Source organism: Streptomyces fragilis, assembly GCF_003112515.1.
GTDB classification, from domain to species: Bacteria; Actinomycetota; Actinomycetes; order Streptomycetales; family Streptomycetaceae; genus Streptomyces; species Streptomyces fragilis.
In genome coordinates, this window is record NZ_BEVZ01000005.1 from 312580 (window position 1) to 336495 (window position 23916).

At 73.8% G+C, this 23916-nt stretch carries 17 protein-coding genes; 10 read left to right on the forward strand and 7 right to left on the reverse strand.

The annotated features are described in order from the left end of the window. Nucleotides 1-59: 59 nt before the first annotated feature. Nucleotides 60-1163, reverse strand: a complete 1104-nt coding sequence (locus Sfr03f_RS19815) for a mechanosensitive ion channel family protein (protein WP_108955293.1) — start codon at nt 1161-1163, stop codon at nt 60-62. A 350-nt stretch (nt 1164-1513) separates the two neighbouring features. On the opposite strand from Sfr03f_RS19815, the gene Sfr03f_RS19820 reads away from it, so the two are divergent. The 3 genes from Sfr03f_RS19820 (at nt 1514) to Sfr03f_RS19830 (ending at nt 4630) form a co-directional block, all read left to right on the forward strand. Further along, nucleotides 1514-2050, forward strand: a complete 537-nt coding sequence (locus Sfr03f_RS19820; protein WP_108955294.1) for an HNH endonuclease — start codon at nt 1514-1516, stop codon at nt 2048-2050. Nucleotides 2051-2227: 177 nt separating this feature from the next. Continuing rightward, complete coding sequence (gene malQ, locus Sfr03f_RS19825; protein ID WP_245967652.1) at nt 2228-4300, forward strand: 4-alpha-glucanotransferase; 2073 nt, start codon at nt 2228-2230, stop codon at nt 4298-4300. Nucleotides 4301-4363: 63 nt separating this feature from the next. After that, on the forward strand, nt 4364-4630 hold the full coding sequence (locus Sfr03f_RS19830) for a hypothetical protein (protein WP_108955296.1): 267 nt from the start codon (nt 4364-4366) through the stop codon (nt 4628-4630). Between the two features lie 148 nt (nt 4631-4778). Here the strand turns inward: Sfr03f_RS19830 and Sfr03f_RS19835 are convergent, their stop codons facing one another. Further along, nucleotides 4779-5372: a TetR/AcrR family transcriptional regulator gene (locus tag Sfr03f_RS19835; RefSeq protein WP_108955297.1), complete on the reverse strand. Its 594-nt coding sequence runs from the start codon at nt 5370-5372 to the stop codon at nt 4779-4781. A gap of 127 nt (nt 5373-5499) precedes the next feature. Between Sfr03f_RS19835 and Sfr03f_RS19840 the strand changes: the two genes are divergently transcribed. Beyond that, the gene (locus Sfr03f_RS19840) at nt 5500-6972 is read left to right on the forward strand and encodes an FAD-dependent monooxygenase (protein ID WP_245967653.1); all 1473 of its coding nucleotides are present in this window, start codon (nt 5500-5502) and stop codon (nt 6970-6972) included. Between the two features lie 196 nt (nt 6973-7168). Here Sfr03f_RS19840 and Sfr03f_RS19845 read toward each other — a convergent pair whose 3' ends face one another. Further along, nucleotides 7169-7699, reverse strand: coding sequence for a MarR family winged helix-turn-helix transcriptional regulator (locus Sfr03f_RS19845; RefSeq protein WP_108955298.1), 531 nt, complete (start codon nt 7697-7699; stop codon nt 7169-7171). Nucleotides 7700-7791: 92 nt separating this feature from the next. Here Sfr03f_RS19845 and Sfr03f_RS19850 point away from each other — a divergent pair, with 92 nt between their 5' ends. Then, nucleotides 7792-9102: an MFS transporter gene (locus Sfr03f_RS19850; RefSeq protein ID WP_245967654.1), complete on the forward strand. Its 1311-nt coding sequence runs from the start codon at nt 7792-7794 to the stop codon at nt 9100-9102. Between the two features lie 125 nt (nt 9103-9227). Further along, the gene (locus Sfr03f_RS19855) at nt 9228-10145 is read left to right on the forward strand and encodes an EamA family transporter (RefSeq protein ID WP_108955498.1); all 918 of its coding nucleotides are present in this window, start codon (nt 9228-9230) and stop codon (nt 10143-10145) included. Nucleotides 10146-10612: 467 nt separating this feature from the next. Here the strand turns inward: Sfr03f_RS19855 and Sfr03f_RS19860 are convergent, their stop codons facing one another. Continuing rightward, complete coding sequence (locus Sfr03f_RS19860; RefSeq protein WP_108955300.1) at nt 10613-11083, reverse strand: NUDIX hydrolase; 471 nt, start codon at nt 11081-11083, stop codon at nt 10613-10615. A gap of 289 nt (nt 11084-11372) precedes the next feature. On the opposite strand from Sfr03f_RS19860, the gene Sfr03f_RS19865 reads away from it, so the two are divergent. Next, entirely contained in the window at nt 11373-14678 is a 3306-nt protein-coding gene (locus tag Sfr03f_RS19865) for a S8 family serine peptidase (protein ID WP_108955301.1), read from the forward strand. A 201-nt stretch (nt 14679-14879) separates the two neighbouring features. On the opposite strand, the gene Sfr03f_RS19870 is transcribed toward Sfr03f_RS19865, so the two are convergent. Continuing rightward, nucleotides 14880-15614 carry a hypothetical protein gene (locus tag Sfr03f_RS19870; protein WP_108955302.1) on the reverse strand — a complete coding sequence of 245 codons (735 nt, stop codon included), beginning with the start codon at nt 15612-15614 and terminating at the stop codon, nt 14880-14882. A gap of 2 nt (nt 15615-15616) precedes the next feature. Then, nucleotides 15617-16150, reverse strand: coding sequence for an RNA polymerase sigma factor (locus Sfr03f_RS19875; RefSeq protein ID WP_108955303.1), 534 nt, complete (start codon nt 16148-16150; stop codon nt 15617-15619). 347 nt (nt 16151-16497) lie between these two features. Between Sfr03f_RS19875 and Sfr03f_RS19880 the strand changes: the two genes are divergently transcribed. Beyond that, a complete protein-coding gene (locus Sfr03f_RS19880) occupies nt 16498-17517 on the forward strand; it encodes an aspartate-semialdehyde dehydrogenase (RefSeq protein ID WP_108955304.1) in 1020 nt (339 codons plus the stop codon). A gap of 178 nt (nt 17518-17695) precedes the next feature. Next, the gene (gene pepN, locus Sfr03f_RS19885) at nt 17696-20278 is read left to right on the forward strand and encodes an aminopeptidase N (protein ID WP_108955305.1); all 2583 of its coding nucleotides are present in this window, start codon (nt 17696-17698) and stop codon (nt 20276-20278) included. A 233-nt stretch (nt 20279-20511) separates the two neighbouring features. Here pepN (Sfr03f_RS19885) and pepN (Sfr03f_RS19890) read toward each other — a convergent pair whose 3' ends face one another. Continuing rightward, a complete protein-coding gene (gene pepN, locus Sfr03f_RS19890; RefSeq protein ID WP_108955306.1) occupies nt 20512-23082 on the reverse strand; it encodes an aminopeptidase N in 2571 nt (856 codons plus the stop codon). A 161-nt stretch (nt 23083-23243) separates the two neighbouring features. Between pepN (Sfr03f_RS19890) and Sfr03f_RS19895 the strand changes: the two genes are divergently transcribed. After that, complete coding sequence (locus Sfr03f_RS19895; protein ID WP_108955307.1) at nt 23244-23903, forward strand: mycothiol-dependent nitroreductase Rv2466c family protein; 660 nt, start codon at nt 23244-23246, stop codon at nt 23901-23903. The last annotated feature ends 13 nt before the right edge of the window (nt 23904-23916 follow it).

A 23916-nucleotide genomic window follows, 5' to 3' on the forward strand; every position in this document is an offset into this window, starting at 1 on the left:
AGGGGCGGCGCCCGGAGTGATCCGGGCGCCGCCCCTCGTTCATCGTCCCTCGGGGGGTGTCACAGCCCCTTCGGCGGGATCGGCGACGCCGCCACCGACTGGGGCGAGCTGCTGCTGGCGAAGGCGGACGGCGCGGCCATGCCCGCGGTCGGGTCCACCGCCGGTTCCTCGGTGGCCTGCTCCGGGACGCCGAGCATCCGGATGCCCGCCGCGTCCAGTGCCCGCTTCATCCGCCAGCGCAGCTCCCGCTCCACGGTGACCGCCTTGCCGGGCATCGTCTTCGCGGTCACCCGGATCACCATCGAGTCCAGCAGCACGTCGTCCAGGCCCAGCACCTCCACGGGACCCCACAGGACCTCGTTCCAGGGCTCCTCCTTGGCGATCCGCTCGGCGACCTCGCCCAGCACCGACTTGACCCGGTCCAGGTCCTCCTCGGGCCGCACGGTCACGTTCACGCCGGCCGTGGCCCAGCCCTGCGAGGCGTTGCCGATCCGCTTGATCTCGCCGTTGCGGACGTACCAGATCTCGCCGTTGTCGCCGCGCAGCTTGGTGACCCGCAGGCCGACCTCGATGACCTCGCCGGTGGCCACGCCCGCGTCGATGGTGTCGCCGACGCCGTACTGGTCCTCGAGGATCATGAAGACGCCGGAGAGGAAGTCGGTGACCAGGTTCCGCGCGCCGAAACCGATGGCGACACCGGCCACACCCGCCGAGGCGAGCAGCGGCGCCAGATTGATCTGGAAGGCGCCGAGCACCATCAGGAAGGCCGTGCCGAGGATGACGAAGGACGCCACCGACCGCAGCACCGAGCCGATGGCCTGCGAGCGCTGACGCCGCCGCTCGGCGTTGACCAGCAGGCCCCCCAGGGTGCTGCCCTCGGCGGCGGAGGTGTTGCGGTTCATCCGGTCGATCAGCCGGGTGATCGCGCGGCGGACCAGCATCCGCAGGACCAGCGCGACCGCGATGATCAGCACGATCCGCAGACCCACGGCCAGCCAGGACGCCCAGTTCTCCTGGAACCAGCCCGCCGCCTCGGAGGCGCGTTCGTGCGCCTCCTGCAGGGTGGGCATGGTCGGCGCCGGGGCGGGCGAGGTCGACGAGGCGGGGGCGGGCGTCGTGGACGGGTCCGGGCCGGCGGCCGGGAAGGCGGCGGACAGGGACACGGTGCGATACCTCCAGGTGCGGTGGCTGCCCCGGTGGGGGCACGGCGACGGCCAAGGAGGCCGAAGGGGCAGCCCGACCACACTAACGGGGCAAACCGGGTGGCTTCGCCGCTTCACCGGGAAGAGAGACGGGCCTCACCAGAGGATGAGGAAGGGATAAGGGGTGACCTGGTGCACCGGGGGACGCCCCGCGCCGGGCGGGACCCGTGGTGCGTTCCTGTGGTCAGGACCACTCCGCGGGCGGCCACCCCGTTGTTGCCACGTGGTGGCGCCGCGACCAGGGCAGAGGGGAAACTGACTGCAGATCGTCCCGGCGCGAGCCACGCGCCGCCGGCGTACAAGGAGGCACCGTGCCGCACGTCCTGGTCCTCAACGCGTCGTACGAGCCGCTCGGCGTCGTACCGCTCCGCCGCGCGCTCGTCCTCGTCCTCGAGAACAAGGCAGTCTGCCTCGAGGAGTCCGGCGCCCACCTGCACAGCGCGACCCTCTCCCTGCCGGCTCCCAGCGTGGTCCGGCTCAAGCGTTTCGTCCGCGTCCCCTACCGGGGGCCGGTGCCTCTCACCCGGCGTGCCCTGTTCGCCCGGGACGGCGGCCGCTGCATGTACTGCGGCGGCGTCGCCACCAGCGTCGACCACGTGATCCCCCGCAGCCGCGGTGGGCAGCACGTCTGGGACAACGTGGTGGCCTCCTGCCGTCGCTGCAACCACACCAAGGCCGACCGCCACCTCGGCGAGCTGGGCTGGAGACTGCGCCACAAACCGGCCCCGCCCACCGGTCTGGCCTGGCGCATCATCGGCACCGGCCACCGGGACCCGCGCTGGCTGCCGTACCTGCGGCCCTACGGCGCGGACGAGGCCCTGGCCCGGATCGACGGCGTGTCCGCCTGACGTCGGTCCGGGCCTTCGCGCATCCGGCGCCCGCCGCCGCGCCCGCCGCCGCTCCCGCCGCCCGCGTCCGCGCCCCGGCCGCCGCGGCGGGCACCCGATCGGGGGAGGGCATGTCTGGCCCGGCGTTCGGTGGGTAGCCACTTGTCCGGGCGTGCTCGACCTCGACGAGGAGGAACCGTGGCCGGACCGGAGCGGGGAGAGCCGCTGACGCGGCTCGCGGAGTTGTACGGGGTGGCCACCGAGTACCGGCCGGCGCCGGACCGCACGGTGGCCGTGCCCCCGGAGGCGGTGACCGCGGCGCTCACCGCGCTGGGCGTGGACACCACCGACCCCGGCGCCGCGCTGGCTGCCCGGGAACGTGAGCTCGCCGAGCGGCTGCTGCCGCCCACCGTGGTGCTGCGCCCCGGGCGGGGCCCCGAGCTGCCGGAGGGCGCCGACGTCCGCGTGGTCACCGAGGACGGGGAGACCCGCACCGGCCCCGCCGCGCTCGAGGGCCTGCCGTACGGCGTCCACCGGCTCGCCGTCACCGCCCCCGACGGCCGCGCCGGCGAGGCCCACCTGATCGTCGCCCCCGACCGGGCGCCCGGCGTCGAGGGGCGGCACCGCGGACTGCTGGTCCAGCTCTACTCGCTGCTCTCGCACCGGTCCTGGGGCATGGGCGACCTGGGCGACCTCGCCGACCTGGCCGGCTGGGCGGGGCGCGCCCTGGACGTCGGCTTCGTGCAGCTCAACCCGCTGCACGCGAGCGTGCCGGGGCCGCCCGTGGACCCCTCCCCGTACCGGCCGTCCTCCCGCCGCTTCCCCGATCCCCTCTACCTGCGGGTCGAGGAGGTCCCCGAGTTCGCCCACGTCGCCGAGGAAGGACGCGCCCCGCTGCGGGCCCTGGCCGAGCAGGCCGCCCGGCTGCGCGAGGGGGTGCTGGAGAAGGACGCGCTGATCGACCGCGACGCCGTCTGGGAGCTGAAGCGCCGCGCCCTGGAGCTGGTGCGCCCGGTGCCCCTCGCGCCGGGCCGCCGCGCCGCGTACGCCGGCTTCGTCGCCCGGGAGGGGCGCGCGCTCGACGACCACGCGACCTGGTACGCCCTGGCCGAGGTGCACGGACCCGACTGGCACCGCTGGCCCGAGCGGCTGCGCGACCCGCGGTCCCCGGAGACCGCCCGGGCGCGCCGCGAGCTCGCCGACCGCGTCGACTTCCACCGCTGGCTGACCTGGCTCACCGACGAGCAGCTCGCCGCCGCCCAGCGCACGGCCCGCGAGGCCGGCATGGGCGTGGGCCTGATCCACGACCTCGCCGTCGGCGTCCACCCCGGCGGCGCGGACACCTGGGCGCTGCGGGACTGCTTCGCGGCCGGCATGTCGGTGGGCGCCCCGCCCGACGCGTTCAACGCCCACGGACAGGACTGGGGGCTGCCGCCCTGGCGGCCCGACCGGCTCGCCGAGACCGGCTACGCCCCGCTGCGGGACCTGCTGCGGGCCTGCTTCCGGCACGCCGGGGCGCTGCGGATCGACCACGTCATGGGCCTGTTCCGGCTCTGGTGGGTGCCGCAGGGCCGCCCGCCCACGGAGGGGACCTACGTCCACTACGACGCCGAGGCCATGCTGGCGGTCCTCGTCCTGGAGGCCCACCGGGCCGGCGCCGCCGTCATCGGCGAGGACCTCGGCACGGTGGAGCCCGGGGTCCGGGAGGCGCTGCGGGAGCGGGGCGTGCTGGGCACCTCGGTGCTCTGGTTCGAACGCGACTGGGAGGGCGGCGGCCGCGCCCTGCCCCCGGAGAGCTGGCGGGCCGACTGCCTGGCCACCGTCACCACCCACGACCTGCCGCCCACCGCCTCGCGGATCGCCCACGACCACGTCGACCTGCGTCACCGGCTGGGCCTGCTCACCCGTCCGGTGGAACGCGAACGCGAGGAGGCGGCGGCCGAACTGGGGGAGTGGCTGGCGGAACTGGACGGCCGCGGGCTGCTCGACGGCACCCGCGAGGAGGACGTCGTCCGGGCCCTGCACCGCTTCCTGTGGAGCACTCCGGCCCGCCTGGCCGGCGTGTGGCTGCCCGACGGGGTGGGCGACCGGCGGCCGCAGAACGTCCCCGGGACCTGGGACCAGTACCCCAACTGGCGGCTGCCCGTGGCCGACGGCGAGGGGCGGCCCGTCACCCTGGAGGAGCTGTCGTCCTCCCCGAGGCTGCACGCGCTCCTGGCCGGCCTGAGGGAGCCGGTGGAGGAGCCCGCCCGGCAGGAGCCGCCCGGCTGACACGCCCGCCGGAACGGCACCCCGGGCGCGCGGCCCGGGGCCGCGTCGGTTACCTTGGGCGCCGTGGACAAGAAGAACGCCCTGCGCACCGGCGCCCTGGCCGCCGGCACGACGCTGATGATGCTGCTCATGTCGTCCCCCGCGCTCGCGCTGACGCGCGACGACGGCGACGACCCCGGCACCGGCCTGAGCGTCGTCGAGACGTTGGGCCTCTACGTCGTCGCCCCGCTCGTGCTCTTCGGGGTCATCGCCGGTCTGGTGATGGTCCTGGACAAGTCCAAGGAGGAGCACCGGGTCACGTCGACCAACATCAGGACCAAGAACTCCTGACCCGGTCGCCGGCGGCCCGGAGCGCGGCCGGCCGGAACAACAGCAGACCGCCGAGGGTGCCGCCCTCGCGCCACGGCAGCAGTCCATGGCGCGAGGACGGCACCCTCGTCGTGTCCTCGCCCCGCCCGTGCGGTGACGAACCGTGCCGTCAGGGCCCGTCGGCCGTGAGGTACCGCTGCACCGTCGGCGCGAGCCACGCCACGATCTCGTCGCGGGTCATCGCCGTCACGGTCGGCACCTGTATCAGGTAGCGCAGCACCGCCATGCCCACGATCTGCGAGGCGATCAGCGCCGTGCGGCGCGGCACCTCGGCCGGGGCCGGGCAGAAGCGCGCCACCGTCGGCCCGACCTGCCGCTCCAGCAGGGCCTGCTGACGTCCCTCGTCCAGTCCTGAGGCCATCGCCACCCGGAGCATCGCGGCCAGCGAGTCGTCCGCCTCCCAGCGCTCCAGGAAGTGCCGCACCAGCGCCTCGCCCGCCTCCTCGGAACGCACGCCGGCGAAGTCCGGCATCCGCAGGTCGATCTCCGACGCGGCCCGGAACAGCCCCTCCTTGCTGCCGTAGTAGCGCATCACCATGGCCGGGTCGATGCCCGCGTCCCGGGCGATGGCCCGGATGGTGGCCCGCTCGTAGCCGTCCGCGGCGAACCGGGCGATCGCCGCGGTGAGGATCGCCGCGCGGGTGGTGTCCGACCTGCGGGGGCGGGGCGGGCCGGCATCGGCCGACGGACTGTTCTCGGTCATGTCAACAAACGTAGGCCAACGGCTGTTGACCGTCCAGAGGCAGCGGGTCTAGCGTTGTCAACAAGCGTTGGCCAACAGGTGTTGACACGCAGGTCGCACCGAGGCCACCGACCAACGGGAGGCCCTCATGACCACCATGCACGGCACCACCCCGCACCCCGCCGACGACACGTCCCGCTCCGTGGTCGTCGTCGGCGCCGGCCCCACCGGACTGCTGCTGGCCGGGGACCTCGCCGAGGCCGGCGTCCCCGTCACCCTCGTGGAGAAGCGCCCGCACCGCGTCAGCAACCTCTCCCGCGCCCTGGTGGTGCACGCCCGGACCCTGGAGCAGCTGGACGCCCGGGGCCTCGCCGACGAGCTCGCCGCGATCGGCCGCCCTCTCGGCACCCTCCGCCTCTTCGGGCGGCTCTCGCTGGAGCTCGGCGCGCTGCCCTCCCGCTTCCCCTACGTCCTGGTGGTCCCGCAGTACGAGGTGGAGCGGCTCCTGGAGCGGCGCGCCGCCGAGGCCGGGGTGCGCTTCGCCCACGAGAGGGAGGTGACCGGCCTGCGCCAGGACGCCGACGGGGTGGAGGTCGCGGTCAGGGCGCCCGGCGGGGTCACCGAGGCGCTGCGCGCCGCTTACGTGGTGGGCACGGACGGCGCGCACAGCGTGGTCCGCGACCTGATCGGGCTCCCGTTCCCCGGACGTTCGGTGATCCGCTCCCTGGTCCTGGCCGACGTGAGGCTGACCGAGGACCCCGGCTCGGTGCTCACCGCCGACGCCGGTCCGGCCGGGTTCGCGCTGGTCGCCCCCTTCGGCGACGGCTACCACCGGGTGACCGGCTGGCGGCGCGGCGACGACCGGCCGGACAGCGACCCGGTCGGCCTGGAGGAGGTCCGGGAGATCGTCCGCGGCGTCCTCGGCACCGACTTCGGCATGCACGACCCGCGCTGGATGTCCCGGATCCACAGCGACGAGCGGCAGGCCCCGTCCTACCGGGTCGGCCGCGTCCTGCTGGCCGGTGACGCGGCGCACGTCCACTCCCCGGCGGGCGGCCAGGGGATGAACACGGGACTGCAGGACGCCGCCAACCTCGGCTGGAAGCTGGCGGCGGTGCTCGGCGGGCACGCCGCCCCGGCGCTGCTCGACACCTACCAGGCCGAACGTCACCCGGTCGGACGGATGGTGCTGCTGGGCAGCGGCGCCCTGATCCGGGGCGCCCTGGTCCACGGTCCGGCCGCCCGCCTGCTGCGGGCGACGGCGCTGGACACGGCGAGCCGGGTGGGCCCGGTGTGGCGGCGGGGCACCGCCATGGTCAGCGGCATCGGCATCCGCTACCGCCGGCCGCGCGGCGCCCACCGGGTGGTCGGCGCCAGGGTGCCGGACGTCCCGCTGGCCGGCGGGGGCCGCCTGTACGAGGCGCTGCGCGGCGGACGGTTCGTGCTGCTGACCCCGCCGGGGCTCGAGGCCGCGCCGGGGAGCGAGCGCCTCGCGGTGGTGCGGTGGGCCGCACCGCGCGGCACGGCGGTCCTGGTCCGCCCCGACGGCTACGCCGCCTGGGCCGCGGAGACGGCCACCGCGGAGCAGGTGCGGGCCGCGCTGCGCGAGCACGTGGGCTGAGCGGGCCACGGGCCGCACCGGCGCGCGGCCCGAGGGGCCGTGCACGTTGCAGGAGCCGTGGTGAGGGCCCGCTGCGGGAGCCGTGGTGAGGGCCCGCTGCGGGAGCCGTGGCGGGGCCCCGCTACGGGAGCCGTGGTGAGGCCCCGCTGCGGGAGCCGTGGTGAGGCCCCGCTACGGGAGCCGTGGTGAGGACCCGCTACGGGAGCTGTGCGGGCCGGTGTTCCGTCGCGGCCAGCAACTCCCGCAGCGTGTCGGCCAGTTCGGCCGCGCGACGGTCGTCGAAGGCGGCCCGCACGGCCTGGTTCTGCTCGGCGAGCCCGGCGCCCACCGCCTCGTCGACGAGCGCGAGCCCGCGCTCGGTGAGGGAGACCCGCAGGCCGCGCCGGTCGCCCGGGTCCGGTGAACGGGTCAGCAGCCCGGCCCTCTCCAGCTTGTCCAGCCGGCCGGTCATCCCGCCGGTGGTGAGCATCAGCGTGGTGGAGAGGTCGCGCGGACTCAGCGTGTACGGCTCGCCCGAGCGACGCAGCGTGGCCAGCACGTCGAACTCCCCACGGGAGATGCCGAACGCGGAGTACGCCCGCTCCGCGCGCTCGCCCATCAGGCGGGCGAGCCGGTAGATCCGCCCGAAGATCTCCATCCCCGGCGTCTCGAGGTCGGGGCGTTCCCTGGCCCACTGCTCGATGATCGCGTCGACGCCGTCCCGGGGCCGCTGGCCGCTGCTGCTCATGCGCCGAGTATCGGCGTCGCGGGTGATCCCTCGCAAACAAATCGCTTGCCGGTAAGTAGCTTACCGTTAAGCTACTTACCGACGGTGAGGGAGTGGCGACCGTGGGGGAGGTCCGGATGGGCGGGGACGAGGGCGCGGGCAAGGGCCCGGGGCGCCGCGGAGTCGCGGGGGAGCGCCGGCTGACGGCGTCCGCGGTGGTGAACGGCATCGGGTCGGGGATGTACATCCCGTTCAGCCTGGTCTTCTTCCACCACGTCACCGGGCAGTCCTACGCGGTGGTGGGGGCCGTGCTGACGGTGGCGGGCCTCGGCGGGATGGGGCTGGTGCCCTTCATCGGCACGGCCGTGGACCGTCACGGGGCACGACGGATGCTGATGCTCTTCCACGCGATCCGGTGCACCGGGTTCCTCGCCTATCCGTTCGCCGACTCGCTCGGCGCCTTCGCCGGCGTCGCCCTGCTGACGGTGACCGCCGAACGCGCCTACGCGGGCGTCCAGACGGTCCTGGTGGACGAGGTGGCCCGGGGCGCGGACCGGGACCGCCTGCAGGCCAGGTTGCGGGCCGTGGGAAACGCGGGGCTCGGAGCGGGGACGTTGCTCGTCTCCCTGGTCGTCGGGTCGCTGGGCCCGGCCGGGTACTCCGGCACCGCACTGGCCAACGCCGCGGCCTACGCGGTGGCGGCCCTGCTGCTGCGCGCGGTCCGGCCGGTGCGGGAGGAGAGCGGCGCGGAGGAGGCGGCGGACGCCCCCGCCCCTGGCTACCTGCTCGTCGTCCGGGACCGCCCGTTCCTGGTGCTCACCGCGGCGAACTTCTTCAACGCGCTCGGCTACACGGCGCTCTCGGTGCTGTTCCCGCTCTCCGTGGTCTCCCTGGGCGGCGCCGACGTGCTCACCGGCGTGGCCTTCGCCGTCAACACGGTGCTGTGCGCGGCGGGCGGCACCTACGTGGGGCACCTCGTGCGGCGCAGCGGTGCGCGGCGGACCCGGGCGGCGGCGCTGGGGGCGCTGCTCTTCGCGGCGGGCTTCCTGACCCAGCTCGCGCCGGCGGCGGCCCGGCCGGAGTCGGCGGTGGTGCTGACGGCGGCGCTGGTCGGGGGCGTGGTGGTCGTCACGGTGGGCGAACTGGTGCACAGCCCGGCCGCCGACATGCTCGCCGTGTCCGCCGCGCCGGCCGCGGTGCGGGGCCGGTACATGGCGGTGTACCAGCTGTCCTGGTCGCTGGCGAAGGCGCTCGCACCGGCGCTGTTCACCACGCTGCTGGCGCTGGACGGGCGGGTGCCGTGGGTCTTCCTGATCGGCACGTCCCTGGTGGCGGCCGGGCTGCTGGTGGTGGCGGAGCGGTGCCTGCCGGAGGACGCGGTGCGGATGGTGCCGGCCGCGGAGCGGATGGGGGTGGCGGCGTGAGGAGGACCGCTGCCGGGACGCCGGCCGGGCGGGCCACCGGGTCGCCCCCGGCGGTCACCGGTTCCGTCGCCACGGCCACCGGGTCGACCGCGGCGGTCACCGGTTCCGTCGCCACGGCCACCGGACTGACCGTGGCGGTCACCGGTCTGGCGCAGGTCTTCTGGGGTGGCACCTACGTGGTGACGACCGAGTTCCTGCCGCCCGACCGCCCGCTGTTCACCGCGCTCGTGCGGGCGCTGCCCGCCGGGATCCTGCTGCTTGCGGTCACCCGCGTGCTGCCGCGCGGCGACTGGTGGTGGCGCGCGGCGGTCCTGGGAGCACTGAACATCGGGGCCTTCTTCCCGCTGCTGTTCCTCGCCGCGTACCGGATGCCGGGCGGGATGGCCGCGGTCGCCGGGTCGGTGGGGCCCCTGCTGGTGGCGGGGCTGGGGGCGGTGCTCCTCTCCGAGCGGGTACGGGCCCGGACCGTGGTGACGGGCCTGGCGGCGGTGGCCGGGGTGGCACTGGTGATGGCGCCGGGCATCGGCACGGTCGACGCGGTCGGCATGGCGGCGGCGTTCGGTTCGGCGGGGGCGATGTCGCTCGGCACCGTTCTCGGCAAGCGGTGGGGGAGGCCGGCGGGGGTCGGGCCGCTGGCGCTGACGGGCTGGCAGCTGACGGCGGGCGGGCTGGTCGTCGCGCCGCTCGCCCTGGCCGTGGAAGGGGCGCCGCCCGCGATCGACGCGGCGGGGGCGGCCGGGTACGCGTACCTCGCCCTGGTCAACACGGCGTTCGCGTACTGGCTGTGGTTCCGCGGGCTGGGGCGGATGACGGCCACCGGGGTCGCGTTCCTGGTGCCGCTGTCGCCGCTCACCGCGACGGTGCTGGGCTGGGGACTGCTGGGGGAGGCCCTCACGGCCGTGCAGGTGGCGGGGATGACGGTGGCCCTCGGGGCGACGGTGGCCGGGCAGACCTCACGGCGTCTCCCGTGGAGCGGGGGTGGGGGCGCTGGGCGCGCGGGCGGGGCGGCGCGGTCGCGCTCGCGGGAACGCGTGCGGGCGTGACCTTCGGCGTGGGGGTCGCCCTCACGGCGGCCTGCGCGGCGGGTCAGGTGCGGTGCGTGCCGTGGGTGCGGTCACGTTCCCGGCGGGTCACGTGCGGTGGGTGCGGTCACGTTCCCGGCGGGTCGCGTCCCCGGGGTGCGGTCCCCGGAGAGGTCACCTGGGGTGCGGTCCCCGGCGGGGTCACGTGGGGTGCGGTCCCCGGCGGGTTACGTCTCCGGGGGTGCGGTCCCCGGCGGGGTCACGTGGGGTGCGGTCCCCGGCGGGTTACGTCTCCGGGGGTGCGGTCCCCGGAGGGGTCACGTGGGGTGCGGTCCCCGGCGGGTTACGTCTCCGGGGGTGCGGTCCCCGGAGGGGTCACGTGGGGCGCGGTCCGCGGCGGGGCACGTCCCCCCGGGTGCGGACCGGTTCGCGGCGCGCCGGCCCCAGGTGACGCGCGGGCGGAAGGGTCGCCCCCTCCGCCCGGCGGGTCAGGGTGTGGCAGGGCGGGGGGCGGGTGCGAGGTGGCCGCTGCGGGGGCGCTCGCGCCAGAGGCGCAGGCCCGTGTCGACCAGCTCCACGTGGTCGAGGTCCGCGACCGCCGACAGCGGATGCCAGGCGGCCATGTCCGTGGATCCGCCGACCTCGTCGCGCAGCGAACCCCCGGTGATGCGCGCCTCGTACACCACCCGCAGCCCGTGGAAGTCGGCCCGCGCGCCCAGCCGCCGCGGGTAGGACCGGCGGACCGAGTCCACGCCGAGGAGGGTCACGGGTTCGACCGTGAAGCCGGTCTCCTCCTCGACCTCCCGCACCACCGTGTCGTAGGGGTCCTCACCGTGGTCCATGCCGCCACCCGGCAGGGTCCACCGCCTCGCGCCGTCACCCGCGACCCAGCGCGCCAGCAGCACCTGATCGTCCCGCACGCAGACGGCGTAGGCCGCCACCCTCAACTCCTCATGCATACCCAGACGTTACGGCAGGGGCGGGCGCCCGGCAGCCCGACGCGGTCGATGGACGCCCCGCAAGCGACACCGCCGGGGCGCCGTCGCGTCGTCCCACGCGACACGCCAGTCGCACGACGTGGCGGGATTACGCCATGGCAGCAATACGCCTCGGACAACTCTCCCCAAACTCAGGACTCTTAGGCAAAGCTGAGCGGGCATCCGGACCATTTCCCCGGACGTCGGCGATCCCGGGCGTTTCGGCCCGTGCGACGCCCTCCTCACTTTCCTTCACTCGCAAGGGAAACCGATGACCTCTCATTCCGAGCGCACCCGGATATCGGGCGCGAGACGCGCTGCGCGCATCGCCGCCGCCGCGGGTCTGGTGGCGGCGCTCTCCGCGGCCGGGCCGATACCCATGGCCTTCGCCGCAGGCGCGGCCCCGGCGGCCGACCAGCCCGCCCACGGCAAGTCGGCTCACGACAAGCTGGGTTCGGAAGACGCCGAACTCCTCGCCGCCGCCCAGGCGGACGGCGAGAAGAACGTCACCATGATGGTGATCACCGAGCCCGGCGAGACCGAGCAGGTCGCCGAGCAGCTCGACGCCGTCACGGGCGCGACGGTGGGCAAGTCCTACGACAAGCTCGGCTACGTCCGCGCCACGGTCCCCACCGGCAAGGCGGAGTCGGCCATCGCGGCCGCCGCCAAGCTCTCCTCCGTCCAGGGCATCGACCTGGACAAGGAGGTCAAGCTGGACGACCCGCGTCCGGACGCGGGCAAGAAGCTCTCCGGCGGCGTCGAGGCGACGGGCACCTACCCGGCCCCCGACGCGAGCACCCCTGCGAGGAACCCGTACAACCCGTCCTTCGAGACGGGCGCGGTCGACTTCGTCAAGCAGAACCCCAAGGCCGACGGCCGCGGCGTCACCATCGGCATCCTGGACTCCGGCGTGGACCTCAGCCACCCGGCGCTCCAGAGGACGACCACCGGCGAGCGCAAGATCGTCGACTGGGTGACCGCGACCGACCCGGTCACGGAGGGCGACGCGACCTGGCGCCGGATGACCACCACGGTTGCCGGCCCGACGTTCACGGTGTCGACGCAGGCCCAGGGCGCGCAGACCTTCACCGCTCCGGCGGGCTCGTACAAGTTCAACTACTTCGCCGAGTCGGCCACCCTGGGCGGCGACATGGCGGGTGACCTGAACCGCGACGGCGACACCTCCGACATCTGGGGCGTCCTCTACGACGCGACCGCCGGCACCATGACGGTGGACCTCGACGACGACCTGGACTTCACCGACGAGACGGCCATGAAGCCGTACAAGGACGGTCACCAGGTCGGCTGGTTCGGCACCGACAACCCGGACACCGAGGTCGCGGAGCGCATCCCGTTCGTCGCGGAGATCCGCAAGGACGTGGTCTACAACGCGGACGGCGCCAAGGCCGACTACGTCAACATCGGCGTCATCGAGTCCACGCACGGCACGCACGTCGCCGGCATCACCGCCGCCAACGGCCTGTTCGGCGGCAAGATGAACGGTGCCGCCCCCGGCGCCAAGCTGGTCTCCTCGCGCGCCTGCACCTGGACCGGCGGCTGCACCGCCGTCGCCCTCACCGAGGGCATGGTGGACCTGGTCGTCAACCGCGGCGTCGACATCGTCAACATGTCGATCGGCGGCCTCCCGGCGCTGAACAACGGCGACAACGACCGCTCGCGCCTCTACACCCGTCTCATCGACGAGTACGGCGTCCAGCTGGTGATCTCCGCGGGCAACTCCGGCCCCGGCGTCAACACCATCGGCGACCCCGCCCTCTCCGACAAGGTCATCTCGGTCGGCGCCACCGCCTCCAAGGAGACCTGGGCCGCCAACTACGGCTCCGTCGTGGAGAAGAAGTACGCGATGATGCCGTTCTCCTCGCGCGGTCCGCGTGAGGACGGCGGTTTCACGCCGACCATCTCCGCCCCGGGCGCGGCGATCAACACCAGCCAGACCTGGACCAAGGGCGGCCCGGTCGCCGAGGCGGGCTACTCCCTCCCGGCCGGCTACTCCATGCTGCAGGGCACCTCGATGGCCTCCCCGCAGGCCGCCGGCGCCTCCGCGCTGCTGATCAGCGCCGCCAAGCAGAAGAAGATCGACCTCACCCCGGCGAAGCTGCGCACCGCGCTGACCTCGACGGCGAACCAGATCCCCGGTGTCCAGGCCTACGAGCAGGGCGCCGGTCTGATCGACATCGTCGACGCCTGGGACTCCATCAAGCACAACGCCAAGGCCCACGAGTACACCGTCAAAGCCCCCGTCGACACCAACATCGACTGGGCGCTGGCCGAGCCGGGCTTCGGCACCGGCCTGTACGACCGTGAGGGTGGCCTGAAGGTCGGCGAGCGCAAGGTGTACGACGTCGTCGTCACCCGCACCACCGGCTCCAAGGCGAGCGTGCTGCACAAGCTGTCGCTGAAGAACAACCACGGCCGCACCTTCGACATCGTCGGCAGCGAGCTGGTCGTCCTTCCGCTGAACAAGCCGGTCACCGTCAAGGTCGCCGCGAAGCCCGGCTCGCTGGGCATGCACAGCGCGATCCTCGAGGTGAACGACCCGTTCACCGAGGGCGTCGACAAGCAGATCATGACCTCCGTGATCGCCGCCTCGGACGTGAAGCACACCTTCTCCGCCTCGGGCACCGTGCAGCGCAACAGCCACAAGTCCTACTTCGTGACCGTCCCCGAGGGCGCCACCTCCCTGGAGGTCGCGCTGAGCGGCCTGGCCGCGAAGAGCCAGACCCGCTTCATCTCGATCCACCCGTACGGCGTTCCCTCGGACCCGACGTCGACCGTGAACTGCTACCCGAACTACGCGGGCGGCGACGGCGGCTGCAAGCCCGAGGCCCGCTTCTACGCGCCCACCCCGGGCGTGTGGGAGATCGAGGTCGAGTCGCGGCGCACCTCGCCGCTGCTGGACAACCCGTACAAGCTCGACGTCACCCTGCTGGGCGCCACGTTCGAGCCGGAGACCCTCACCATCCCCGAGGCCAAGGTCGGCGAGCCCGCCGCGGCCGAGTGGACGGTCGAGAACGAGTTCGCCGCGTTCGAGGGCAAGCTGGTCGGCGGCCCGCTGGGCTCGTCCAAGACGGACCGTCCGACCATCGCGAACCACGAGGTCCAGGAGTTCACCGTCGTGGTGCCCGAGGGCGCCGGGGCACTGAACGTGTCCATCGGCAACGTCTCCGACACCGCCTCGGACCTCGACCTCAACGTCTACGACGCGGCGGGCACGAAGGTCGGCTCCTCCGCGGACGGTGACTCCGAGGAGTCCGTCTCCCTCAAGGCGCCGGCCGCCGGCACCTACACCGTCGAGGTCGACGGCTACTCGATCCCGAGCGGCTCGACCCAGTACGACTACCTCGACGTGTTCTTCTCCGAGGCGCTCGGCACCGTCGCGGTGGACGGCACCACGGTGAAGCTCGCCGAGGGCGGCAAGGCGTCCTTCTCGGGCACCGTGACCGTCGGCGCGCCGGCCCCCGAGGGACGCGAGTTCTTCGGCCAGGTCCAGCTCGTCAACGGCAACGGCACCCCGGCGGGCGTCGGCAGCGTGAAGATCGGCAACGTCACCGAGTAGTACGGCCCGCGGCCCCGGCCGCGACCGGGTGACGAAGGGGCGGGCGTCCAGCACCGGACGCCCGCCCCTCCCTTGTGCCCTGGCCCCCGCGGCGCCTGGGGAGCGCCACGGGCACGACGGGCAGTGTCGCCCGGGGCAGAACCGCGCGGGTCATTCGGGGGAGAACCACGCGGGTCATCCCGGCGGCCAGCACCGCACGGGTCACCCCGGAGGGCAGGACCCGCTGCCCGGTTCGGGGCCCGCCGCGTCGAGGGCCGCGCGTTCGGCGGTCAGGCGGTCGCCGGTGGCCCACCGGCTTCCGGAGGGGTCCTCGACCACCAGGGCGCGGGTGCCGACCGGCAGGTCGGCGCGGGCGTCCTCGGGGAGCACCGTCACCGCGACGGGCGCGTCGGAGGCCTCCTGCTCGGGAACCCAGTACCGCTCGGCCTCCAGCGTCACCTCGACATGGCCGTCGGTCAGCGGCCGCAGGGCCACCACCGTCCCCTCCACGGCCAGGCTCGCGCAGGCGACGTCCGGCCGGTAGCCGGACGCACCGGGGTCAGCCGCCTTCTCGTTGTTCCCGGCGTCGGGCTTCGCCTTGGCGTCCGAGGCGGAGTAACCGGCGTCACCGCGGACGGCGCCCGTCGCGCCGAGGTACATCACCCCGGTGAACGCGGCCGCCGCGGCCAGCCCGGCGCCCCACGTCACGGCGGACCGCCGCCGCGCGCGACGCCGCGCCGCGAGCACGTCGGCCGGGGCCGGGCCCGGGGCAGCGGCGGCGGGCGTGACCGGCGCGGCGGCGAGCGCGTCGCCGATGTCCCGCAGCGCCCCGCGCAGGAGCAGCACGTCCGCCTCGGCCGCCTCGTGGGCCTCGCGCGTCGCGTCGTCCGCGTCCGGCGCGACGGGGTCACCGTCCAGCACCGCCAGCAGCGGGTCCCACTCGTGTCCGGCGGGCATCCTCACACCACCTCGTCCTCGTGCAGACGGGCCCGCAGCGCCCGCACCGCGCTGTGCAGCCGGCTCTTCACCGTGCCCTCCGGCACCCCCAGCTCCGCCGCGATGTCCCGCACCGCCAGGTCGGCGTAGAAGCGCAGGGTGACCACCTGCCGCTGGGCGTCGGTCAGCTCGTCCAGGCCGTGCGCAACGGACAGCTGCAGCACGCTGGACTCCTCGCCGGACGGCTGCTCGGCCGGCCGCAGCGAGGCCAGGCGCTCACCCACCCGTTCCTGGCGGCGGCGCGCCCGGTGCCAGTCCATCGCCCAGTTGGACGCCACCACCGCGGCCCACGCCGACACGTCCCGCGGGGCCTCCTTGCCGGCGGCGGACCGCTCCAGCAGGCGCAGCCGCACGTGCTGGACCCCGTCCGCCAGGTCGGCCTGCGGCACCCCGCCGAGCGCCAGCACCGCCCGCACCCGCCGTTCCTGCTCAGGCTCCAGCGGGTCGGCGGGGTCGGCCCCCGCCGCGCCTCTGAAGCGCACCCGTCCGCGCAGCACGCAGCCCCTCCCGTCACGCACCTTCGCCCCTACGACGCCGGACGCCGCGGAAACGTTCGCCGTCGCAGGAAAATGGCGTTCGTCACACCGGCGGGCCGCCTCCGGAGGGATTGCGTCCCCCGCCCGTGTTCGCAGGATGCGCGCACGGGACGGCGGGCAGGCACCGCAGGATCGCCGCCGGGCCGCCGTCCGCACCCCTGTCCGACCTGCGAGAGGACGGGCAAAGGATTGGACAGGCCACCCGGTGGCCGCCGCATGATGGAAACCGGACATCGCGCACCAGGGCACGCGCGGCGCCGCACACAGGACACAGACGTCGCAGCACACAGACGCAAGGGAGTCGCACCGTGAGGGTCGGAATCGTCGGAGCCACCGGTCAGGTCGGCACGGTCATGCGCAGGATCCTCGCCGAGCGGAACTTCCCCGTCACGGAGCTGCGCCTGTTCGCCTCCGCCCGCTCCGCCGGCCGCGATCTGGACGGCGTCACCGTCGAGGACGCCGCCACCGCCGACTACACCGGCCTGGACATCGTCCTCTTCTCGGCCGGCGGCGCCACCTCCAAGGCCCTCGCCGAGAAGGTCGCCTCCCAGGGCGCCGTGGTGATCGACAACTCCTCCGCCTGGCGCAAGGACCCCGAGGTCCCGCTGGTCGTCTCCGAGGTCAACCCGCAGGCGATCGCCGACCGCCCCAAGGGCATCATCGCCAACCCGAACTGCACCACCATGGCGGCCATGCCGGTGCTGCGCCCGCTCCACGACGAGGCCGGCCTCGAGGCCCTGGTCGCCACCACCTACCAGGCCGTCTCCGGCTCCGGCGTGGCCGGCGTCGCCGAGCTGCACGGCCAGGTGCGCAAGGTGGTCGAGGAGGCCGACAAGCTCACCCACGACGGCTCCGCGGTGGAGTTCCCCGAGCCCGACGTCTACAAGCGCCCCATCGCCTTCAACGTGCTGCCCTTCGCCGGCAACCTCGTCGAGGACGGCCTCGGCGAGACCGACGAGGAGCAGAAGCTCCGCAACGAGTCGCGCAAGATCCTCGGGATCCCCGGCCTCAAGGTCTCCGGAACCTGCGTGCGCGTGCCCGTCTTCTCCGGCCACTCCCTCCAGGTGAACGCCCGCTTCGCCCGCCCGATCAGCCCCGAGCGCGCCGCCGAGCTGCTGGCCGACGCCCCCGGCGTCGTCCTCACCGACATCCCCACCCCGCTCCAGGCGGCCGGTCAGGACCCGTCCTTCGTGGGCCGCATCCGCCGCGACGAGACGGTGGAGAACGGCCTCGCGCTGTTCGTCTCCAACGACAACCTGCGCAAGGGCGCTGCGCTGAACGCCGTCCAGATCGCGGAGCTCGTCGCCGCGGAGCTCTCCGCGAAGTAGCCGCACCCGTCATCCGGCACGCCGGGCGGTCACCCTCACGGGTGGCCGCCCGGCGGCGTTTCCCGGCGTCGTCCACAGGCGTCGGTCGGGTTCGTCCACAGGCGGGGTTACCTCATCGCGCGGAGGCCGGAGCCCGTGGAAGGATGACCGGACCTACGCACAACGAGGAGATGACCGCGTGCCTGGCACCAATCTGACCCGCGAAGAGGCACAGCAGCGGGCCGAGCTGCTCACCGTCGACTCGTACGAGATCGAGCTCGACATCTCCGGCGCGCCGGAGGGGGAGACGACCTACCGGTCCGTCACCACGGTGCGCTTCACGTCCGCCCGAGACGGGGACTCCTTCATCGACCTGGTCGCGCCCGCCGTCCTCGAGGTCACCCTCAACGGTGACCCGCTGGACCCGGCCGAGGTCTTCCAGGACTCGCGGATCGCGCTGCCCGGCCTGCTCGAGGGCCCCAACGTCCTGCGGGTGGTCGCGGACTGCGCCTACACCAACACCGGTGAGGGCCTGCACCGCTTCGTCGACCCGGTCGACGACCAGACCTACCTGTACACCCAGTTCGAGGTGCCCGACGCCCGTCGCGTCTTCGCCTCGTTCGAGCAGCCCGACCTCAAGGCGACCTTCCAGTTCACCGTGAAGGCTCCCGCGGGCTGGAGCGTGATCTCGAACTCGCCCACCCCGGAGGCCAAGGACGGCGTCTGGGCCTTCGAGCCGACCCCGCGGATCTCGTCCTACATCACGGCGCTGATCGCCGGCCCCTACCACTCGGTGCACAGCACCTACGAGAAGGACGGCCGTACGGTCCCGCTCGGGATCTACTGCCGTCCGTCGCTGGCCGAGCACCTGGACGCCGACCACATCTTCGAGGTCACCCGCCTGGGCTTCGACTGGTTCGAGGCGAAGTTCGACCACGCGTACCCGTTCGCCAAGTACGACCAGCTCTTCGTGCCCGAGTTCAACGCCGGCGCCATGGAGAACGCGGGCGCGGTCACCATCCGCGACCAGTACGTCTTCCGCTCCAAGGTCACCGACGCCGCCTACGAGCGCCGCGCCGAGACGATCCTCCACGAGCTGGCCCACATGTGGTTCGGCGACCTGGTCACCATGGAGTGGTGGAACGACCTCTGGCTGAACGAGTCGTTCGCCACCTACACCTCGGTCGCCTGCCAGGCCGCCGCGCCCGGCTCCCGCTGGCCGCACGCCTGGACCACGTTCGCCAACTCCGAGAAGACCTGGGCGTACCGGCAGGACCAGCTGCCGTCCACCCACCCGATCATGGCGGACATCAACGACCTCGAAGACGTCATGGTCAACTTCGACGGCATCACCTACGCCAAGGGCGCCAGCGTCCTGAAGCAGCTGGTGGCGTACGTCGGCGAGGACGAGTTCTTCCGCGGCGTGCAGGCCTACTTCAAGCGTCACGCCTTCGGCAACACGCGCCTGCCCGACCTGCTGGGCGCGCTGGAGGAGACCTCCGGCCGTGACCTGAAGAACTGGTCGAAGAAGTGGCTGGAGACGGCCGGCATCAACATCCTCCGCCCGGAGCTGGAGACCGACGACGCCGGTGTCATCACCTCCTTCGCCGTCCGCCAGGAGGCTCCCGCGCTGCCCGCCGGAGCCAAGGGCGAGGCGCTGCTGCGTCCGCACCGCATCGCGATCGGCCTCTACGGCCTCGACGCGGCGAGCGGCAAGCTGGTGCGCACCGAGCGCCTCGAGCTGGACGTCGACGGCGAGCTGACCGAGGTCCCGCAGCTGGCCGGCACGGCCCGCCCGGACGTCGTCCTGCTCAACGACGACGACCTGTCCTACGCCAAGGTCCGCCTCGACGAGCGCTCGCTGGCCTTCGTCACCGAGCACCTCGGCGACTTCGAGTCCTCGCTGCCGCGCGCCCTGTGCTGGGCGTCCGCCTGGGACATGACCCGCGACGGCGAGCTGGCCACCCGCGACTACCTGGAGCTGGTGCTCTCCGGCATCGGCAAGGAGTCGGACATCGGCGTCGTCCAGTCCCTGCACCGGCAGGTCAAGCTGGCGCTGGAGACGTACGCGGCCCCCGCCGACCGGGACGCGCTGCTCGCCCGCTGGACCGAGGCCGCCCTGGCCCACCTGCGGTCGGCCGAGCCGGGCAGCGACCACCAGCTCGCCTGGGCCCGCGCCTTCGCCGACGCGGCCCGCACGCCGGACCAGCTGGACCTGCTCGAGGCCCTGCTCGACGGTTCCCGCAGCCTCGACGGTCTCGCCGTCGACGCCGAGCTGCGCTGGGCCCTGGTGCAGCGGCTCGCCGCCACCGGCCGGTTCGACGAGGCGGAGATCGCCGCCGAGTACGAGCGCGACCGCACCGCGGCCGGCGAGCGGCACGCCGCGACGGCCCGCGCCGCGCGGCCGACGCCGGAGGCCAAGGCCGAGGCGTGGGCGGCGGTCGTCGAGTCCGACAAGCTGCCCAACGCCGTGCAGGAAGCCGTGATCATGGGCTTCGTGCAGAGCGAGCAGCGCCAGCTGCTGGCACCGTACACGGACAAGTACTTCGAGGCGCTGAAGAGCGTCTGGGAGTCCCGCTCCTTCGAGCTGGCCTCGCAGATCGCGGTGGGCCTGTACCCCGGGGTGCAGGTCTCCGAGGACACGCTGGCCCGCACCGACGCGTGGCTGTCCTCGGCCGAGCCGGTCGCGGCGCTGCGGCGCATCGTGACCGAGTCGCGGGCGGGCGTGGAGCGCGCCCTGCGCGCCCAGGCCGCCGACGAGGCCGCCGCCGGCGTCAGGTGACGCGGCGCGGCTGACCCGCGGCCGGCCTGACTCCCGCCGCCCGCCCCCGCTGTCGCGGGCGGCGGACGGCGCGGGCCGCGCGCGAGGCAACGCAAGAGGGGGCGCCCGGTACCACCGGGCGCCCCCTCCCGCGTCACGGGCCGCGCGTGACAAGACCCGCGTCAGGGGCCGAGCATCATGGGACCCGCGCGTGACGGGACCCGCGTCGAGGGACGCGGGTCACCGAACCCGCGTCACGCGGCCGCGTCGCACCCCTGGGCGGCCAGCGCCCGGGCGAGGTCGTCGCGCGCCTCGAGGACCAGGCGGCGCAGCGCCGGCGCCGCGTCCTCGTGCGCCGTCAGCCACGCGTCGGTCGCCTCCAGCGTGGCGGTGGAGTCCTGGTGCCACGGGTACAGCCCCACCACCAGGTCCTGGCCGATCTGGATGGACCGCTCCGCCCACACCCGCTCGAGCATCGCGAAGTACCGCTCGGCGTACGGCGCGAGCAGCCCCCGCTGGGACGCCTGGGAGAACCCGCCGATGGTCGCCTCCACCAGCGCGTTGGACAGCGCGTCCGACTCCACGAGCGCGTCCCAGGCCTCCGCCTTGACCGCCTCCGACGGCCGTGCCGCGAGGCACCGCACCTGACGCCTCTCGCCCGACGCCGTGTTGTCCCGGGCCCGCTCCTCGGCGAGCGCCGCCTCGTCGGCCGTGCCGTGCGCGGCCAGCGGCTCCAGGAAGTCCCAGCGCAGCTCCTGGTCGATCTCCAGGCCGTCGATCTTCTCGGTGCCGTCCAGCAGCCCCCGCAGCAACGCGAACTCACCCTCCCCGGAGGCGACGGAGGCCAGGAACCGGGCCCAGGCGAGCTGGTGCTCGCCGCCCGCGGCGGCGGCCCGCAGCTCACGCAGCGCGCCCTCGGCCAGCAGCCGCTCGCCCTCCGGCCGCCAGGCGGGCGCCGCGTAGCGCACCAGCGCGGTGTGCGCCCAGGCGTGGAGCATCTGCAGCACGCCGATCTCGGTCTCCACCCCGGCGAACCGCACCACCAGGGCCACGAACTCGCGGGCCGGCAGCAGCGCGTCCCGGGTCATGTTCCACAGCGCCGACCAGCACAGCGCCCGCGCCAGCGGGTCCGTCAGCGAGCCCAGGTGCTCGCGCAGCGTGGCCAGCGAGGTCTCGTCGAAGCGGGCCTTGCAGTAGGTGAGGTCGTCGTCGTTGACCAGCACCAGGTCCGGCGCGTCCGCGCCGGCCAGGTCGCCGATCACCGTGCGGGCGCCGGAGACGTCGGCCTCGGCCCGGGCGTAGCGGACCAGCTCGCCCCCCTCGACCCGGTAGAGGCCGATCGCGACCCGGTGCGGGCGCAGCGTCGGGTGGGACTCGGCGGCCTCCTGCACCACCGCCAGCTCCTCGACGCGTCCGTCGGCGTCCAGCAGCACCTGCGGGGTGAGCGAGTTGACCCCGGCGGTCTGCAGCCAGGCCTTGGCCCAGGAGGTCATGTCCCGGCCGCTGGTCTCGCCGAGCACCGACAGCAGGTCGCCCAGGCGCGTGTTGCCGTAGGCGTGGCGCTTGAAGTAGCGGCGCGCGCCCTCCAGGAAGGCGTCCCGGCCCACGTAGGCCACCAGCTGCTTGAGCACGCTGGCGCCCTTGGCGTAGGTGATGCCGTCGAAGTTGAGCTTGGCGTCCTCCAGGTCGCGGATGTCCGCGGTGACCGGGTGCGTGGAGGGCAGCTGGTCGGCCCGGTAGGCCCACGACTTGCGCATGTTGGCGAAGCTGATCCAGCCGTCGGTGAAACGGGTGGCCTCGACCAAGGAGAAGGTGCCCATGAAGTCGGCGAAGGACTCCTTGAGCCACAGGTCGTCCCACCACTCCATGGTGACCAGGTCGCCGAACCACATGTGGGCCATCTCGTGGAGGATGGTGGTGGCCCGCCGCTCGTAGGAGGTCCGGGTCACCTTGCCCCGGTAGATGTACTCCTCGCGGAAGGTGACCATGCCCGGGTTCTCCATGGCGCCGAGGTTGTACTCGGGCACGAAGGCCTGGTCGTACTTGCCGAACGGGTACGGGTAGTCGAAGTTCTCGTGGAAGAAGTCCAGGCCCTGCTTGGTGATCAGGAAGACGTCGTCGGCGTCGAAGTACGGGGCCAGCCCCTTGCGGCACATCGCGCCCAGCGGGATCTCCAGCCGGGTGCCGTCGGGCAGCTCACGGCTGTAGCTGTCCGTCACGTAGTGGTACGGGCCGGCCACGACCGCCGTGATGTAGGTGGAGATCGGCCGGGTCTCCGCAAACCGCCACACCCCGTCGGTGAGTTCGCCGGCGCCGTTGCTCCACGCCGTCCAGCCCTCGGGGGCCCGCACCTCGAAGCGGAACGGCGCCTTGAGGTCGGGCTGCTCGAAGTTGGCGAAGACGCGGCGGGCGTCGGCGGGCTCGTACTGGGTGTAGAGGTAGACCTCGCCGTCCTCCGGGTCGACGAAGCGGTGCATGCCCTCGCCGGTGCGGGAGTAGGCGCACTGCGCGTCGACGACCAGCTCGTTCTCGGCGGCGAGGTCCTCCAGCTGGATGCGTGAGCCGTCGAAGACGGCGCCCGGGTCCAGGTCGCGTCCGTTGAGGGAGACCGCGGTGACGCTCGGCGCGATCAGGTCCGCGAAGGTCGCGGCGCCGGGCTCGGCGCAGCGGAAGCGGATCGTGGTGACGGAGCGGAAGGTCCGCGGGCCGTCACCCGTGTGCTCCCCGAGGGCCGAACGCAGGTCGAGCGACACCTCGTAGGCGTCGACCGACAGCAGCGCGGCCCGCTCGCGGGCCTCCTCGCGGGACAGATTCTCACCGGGCAAGGGTCGTCTCCTCCGGGTCTGGGCATCTGCGGGCGATCAGCAGGTGGTGCTGACCGGCGACGATCCTTTCACGGTGCGGCGGGGGCGGGCACCCGGGAATTGACCGGGTCGGCGGCGTGTTGGCCCAGGGAATCGACCGTCACACGCATCCGAGGAGCGCCATGCCCGAGACGACCGCCGCCAGGACCCCGGTGGACTTCTGGTTCGACCCGCTCTGCCCCTGGGCCTGGATGACCTCCCGCTGGATGCTGGAGGTCGAGAAGGTCCGGGACGTCGAGGTCCGCTGGCACGTCATGAGCCTCGCCGTCCTCAACGAGGACAAGCTCGACGAACTCCCGGCCGAGTACCGCGAGATGCTGGAGAAGAAGGCCTGGGGGCCGGTGCGCGTGGTGACCGCGGCCTGGCAGAAGCACGGGCAGGAGGTCGTCGGCCCGCTCTACACGGCGCTGGGCACCCGCATCCACAACAAGGGCGAGGGCACCACCCCCGAGGCCGTGGCCGGCGCACTGGCCGACGTGGGCCTGCCCGCCGAGCTCATGGAGTACCACGACCAGGAGGACTTCGAGTTCGACGCCGAGCTGCGCGCCTCGCACCGCGAGGGCATCGAGAAGGTCGGCCAGGAGGTCGGCACCCCGGTCATCGCGGTGCCCGGTGAGGACGGCGAGCAGATAGCCTTCTTCGGCCCGGTCGTCACCCCCGCCCCCCAGGGCGAGGAGGCCGCGCGGCTGTGGGACGGCACGCTGGCCGTGGCCTCGGTGCCGGGCTTCTACGAGATCAAGCGCACCCGCACCAAGGGTCCGGACTTCTCCAACCTGGTCTGACCCTCCCGCCCGC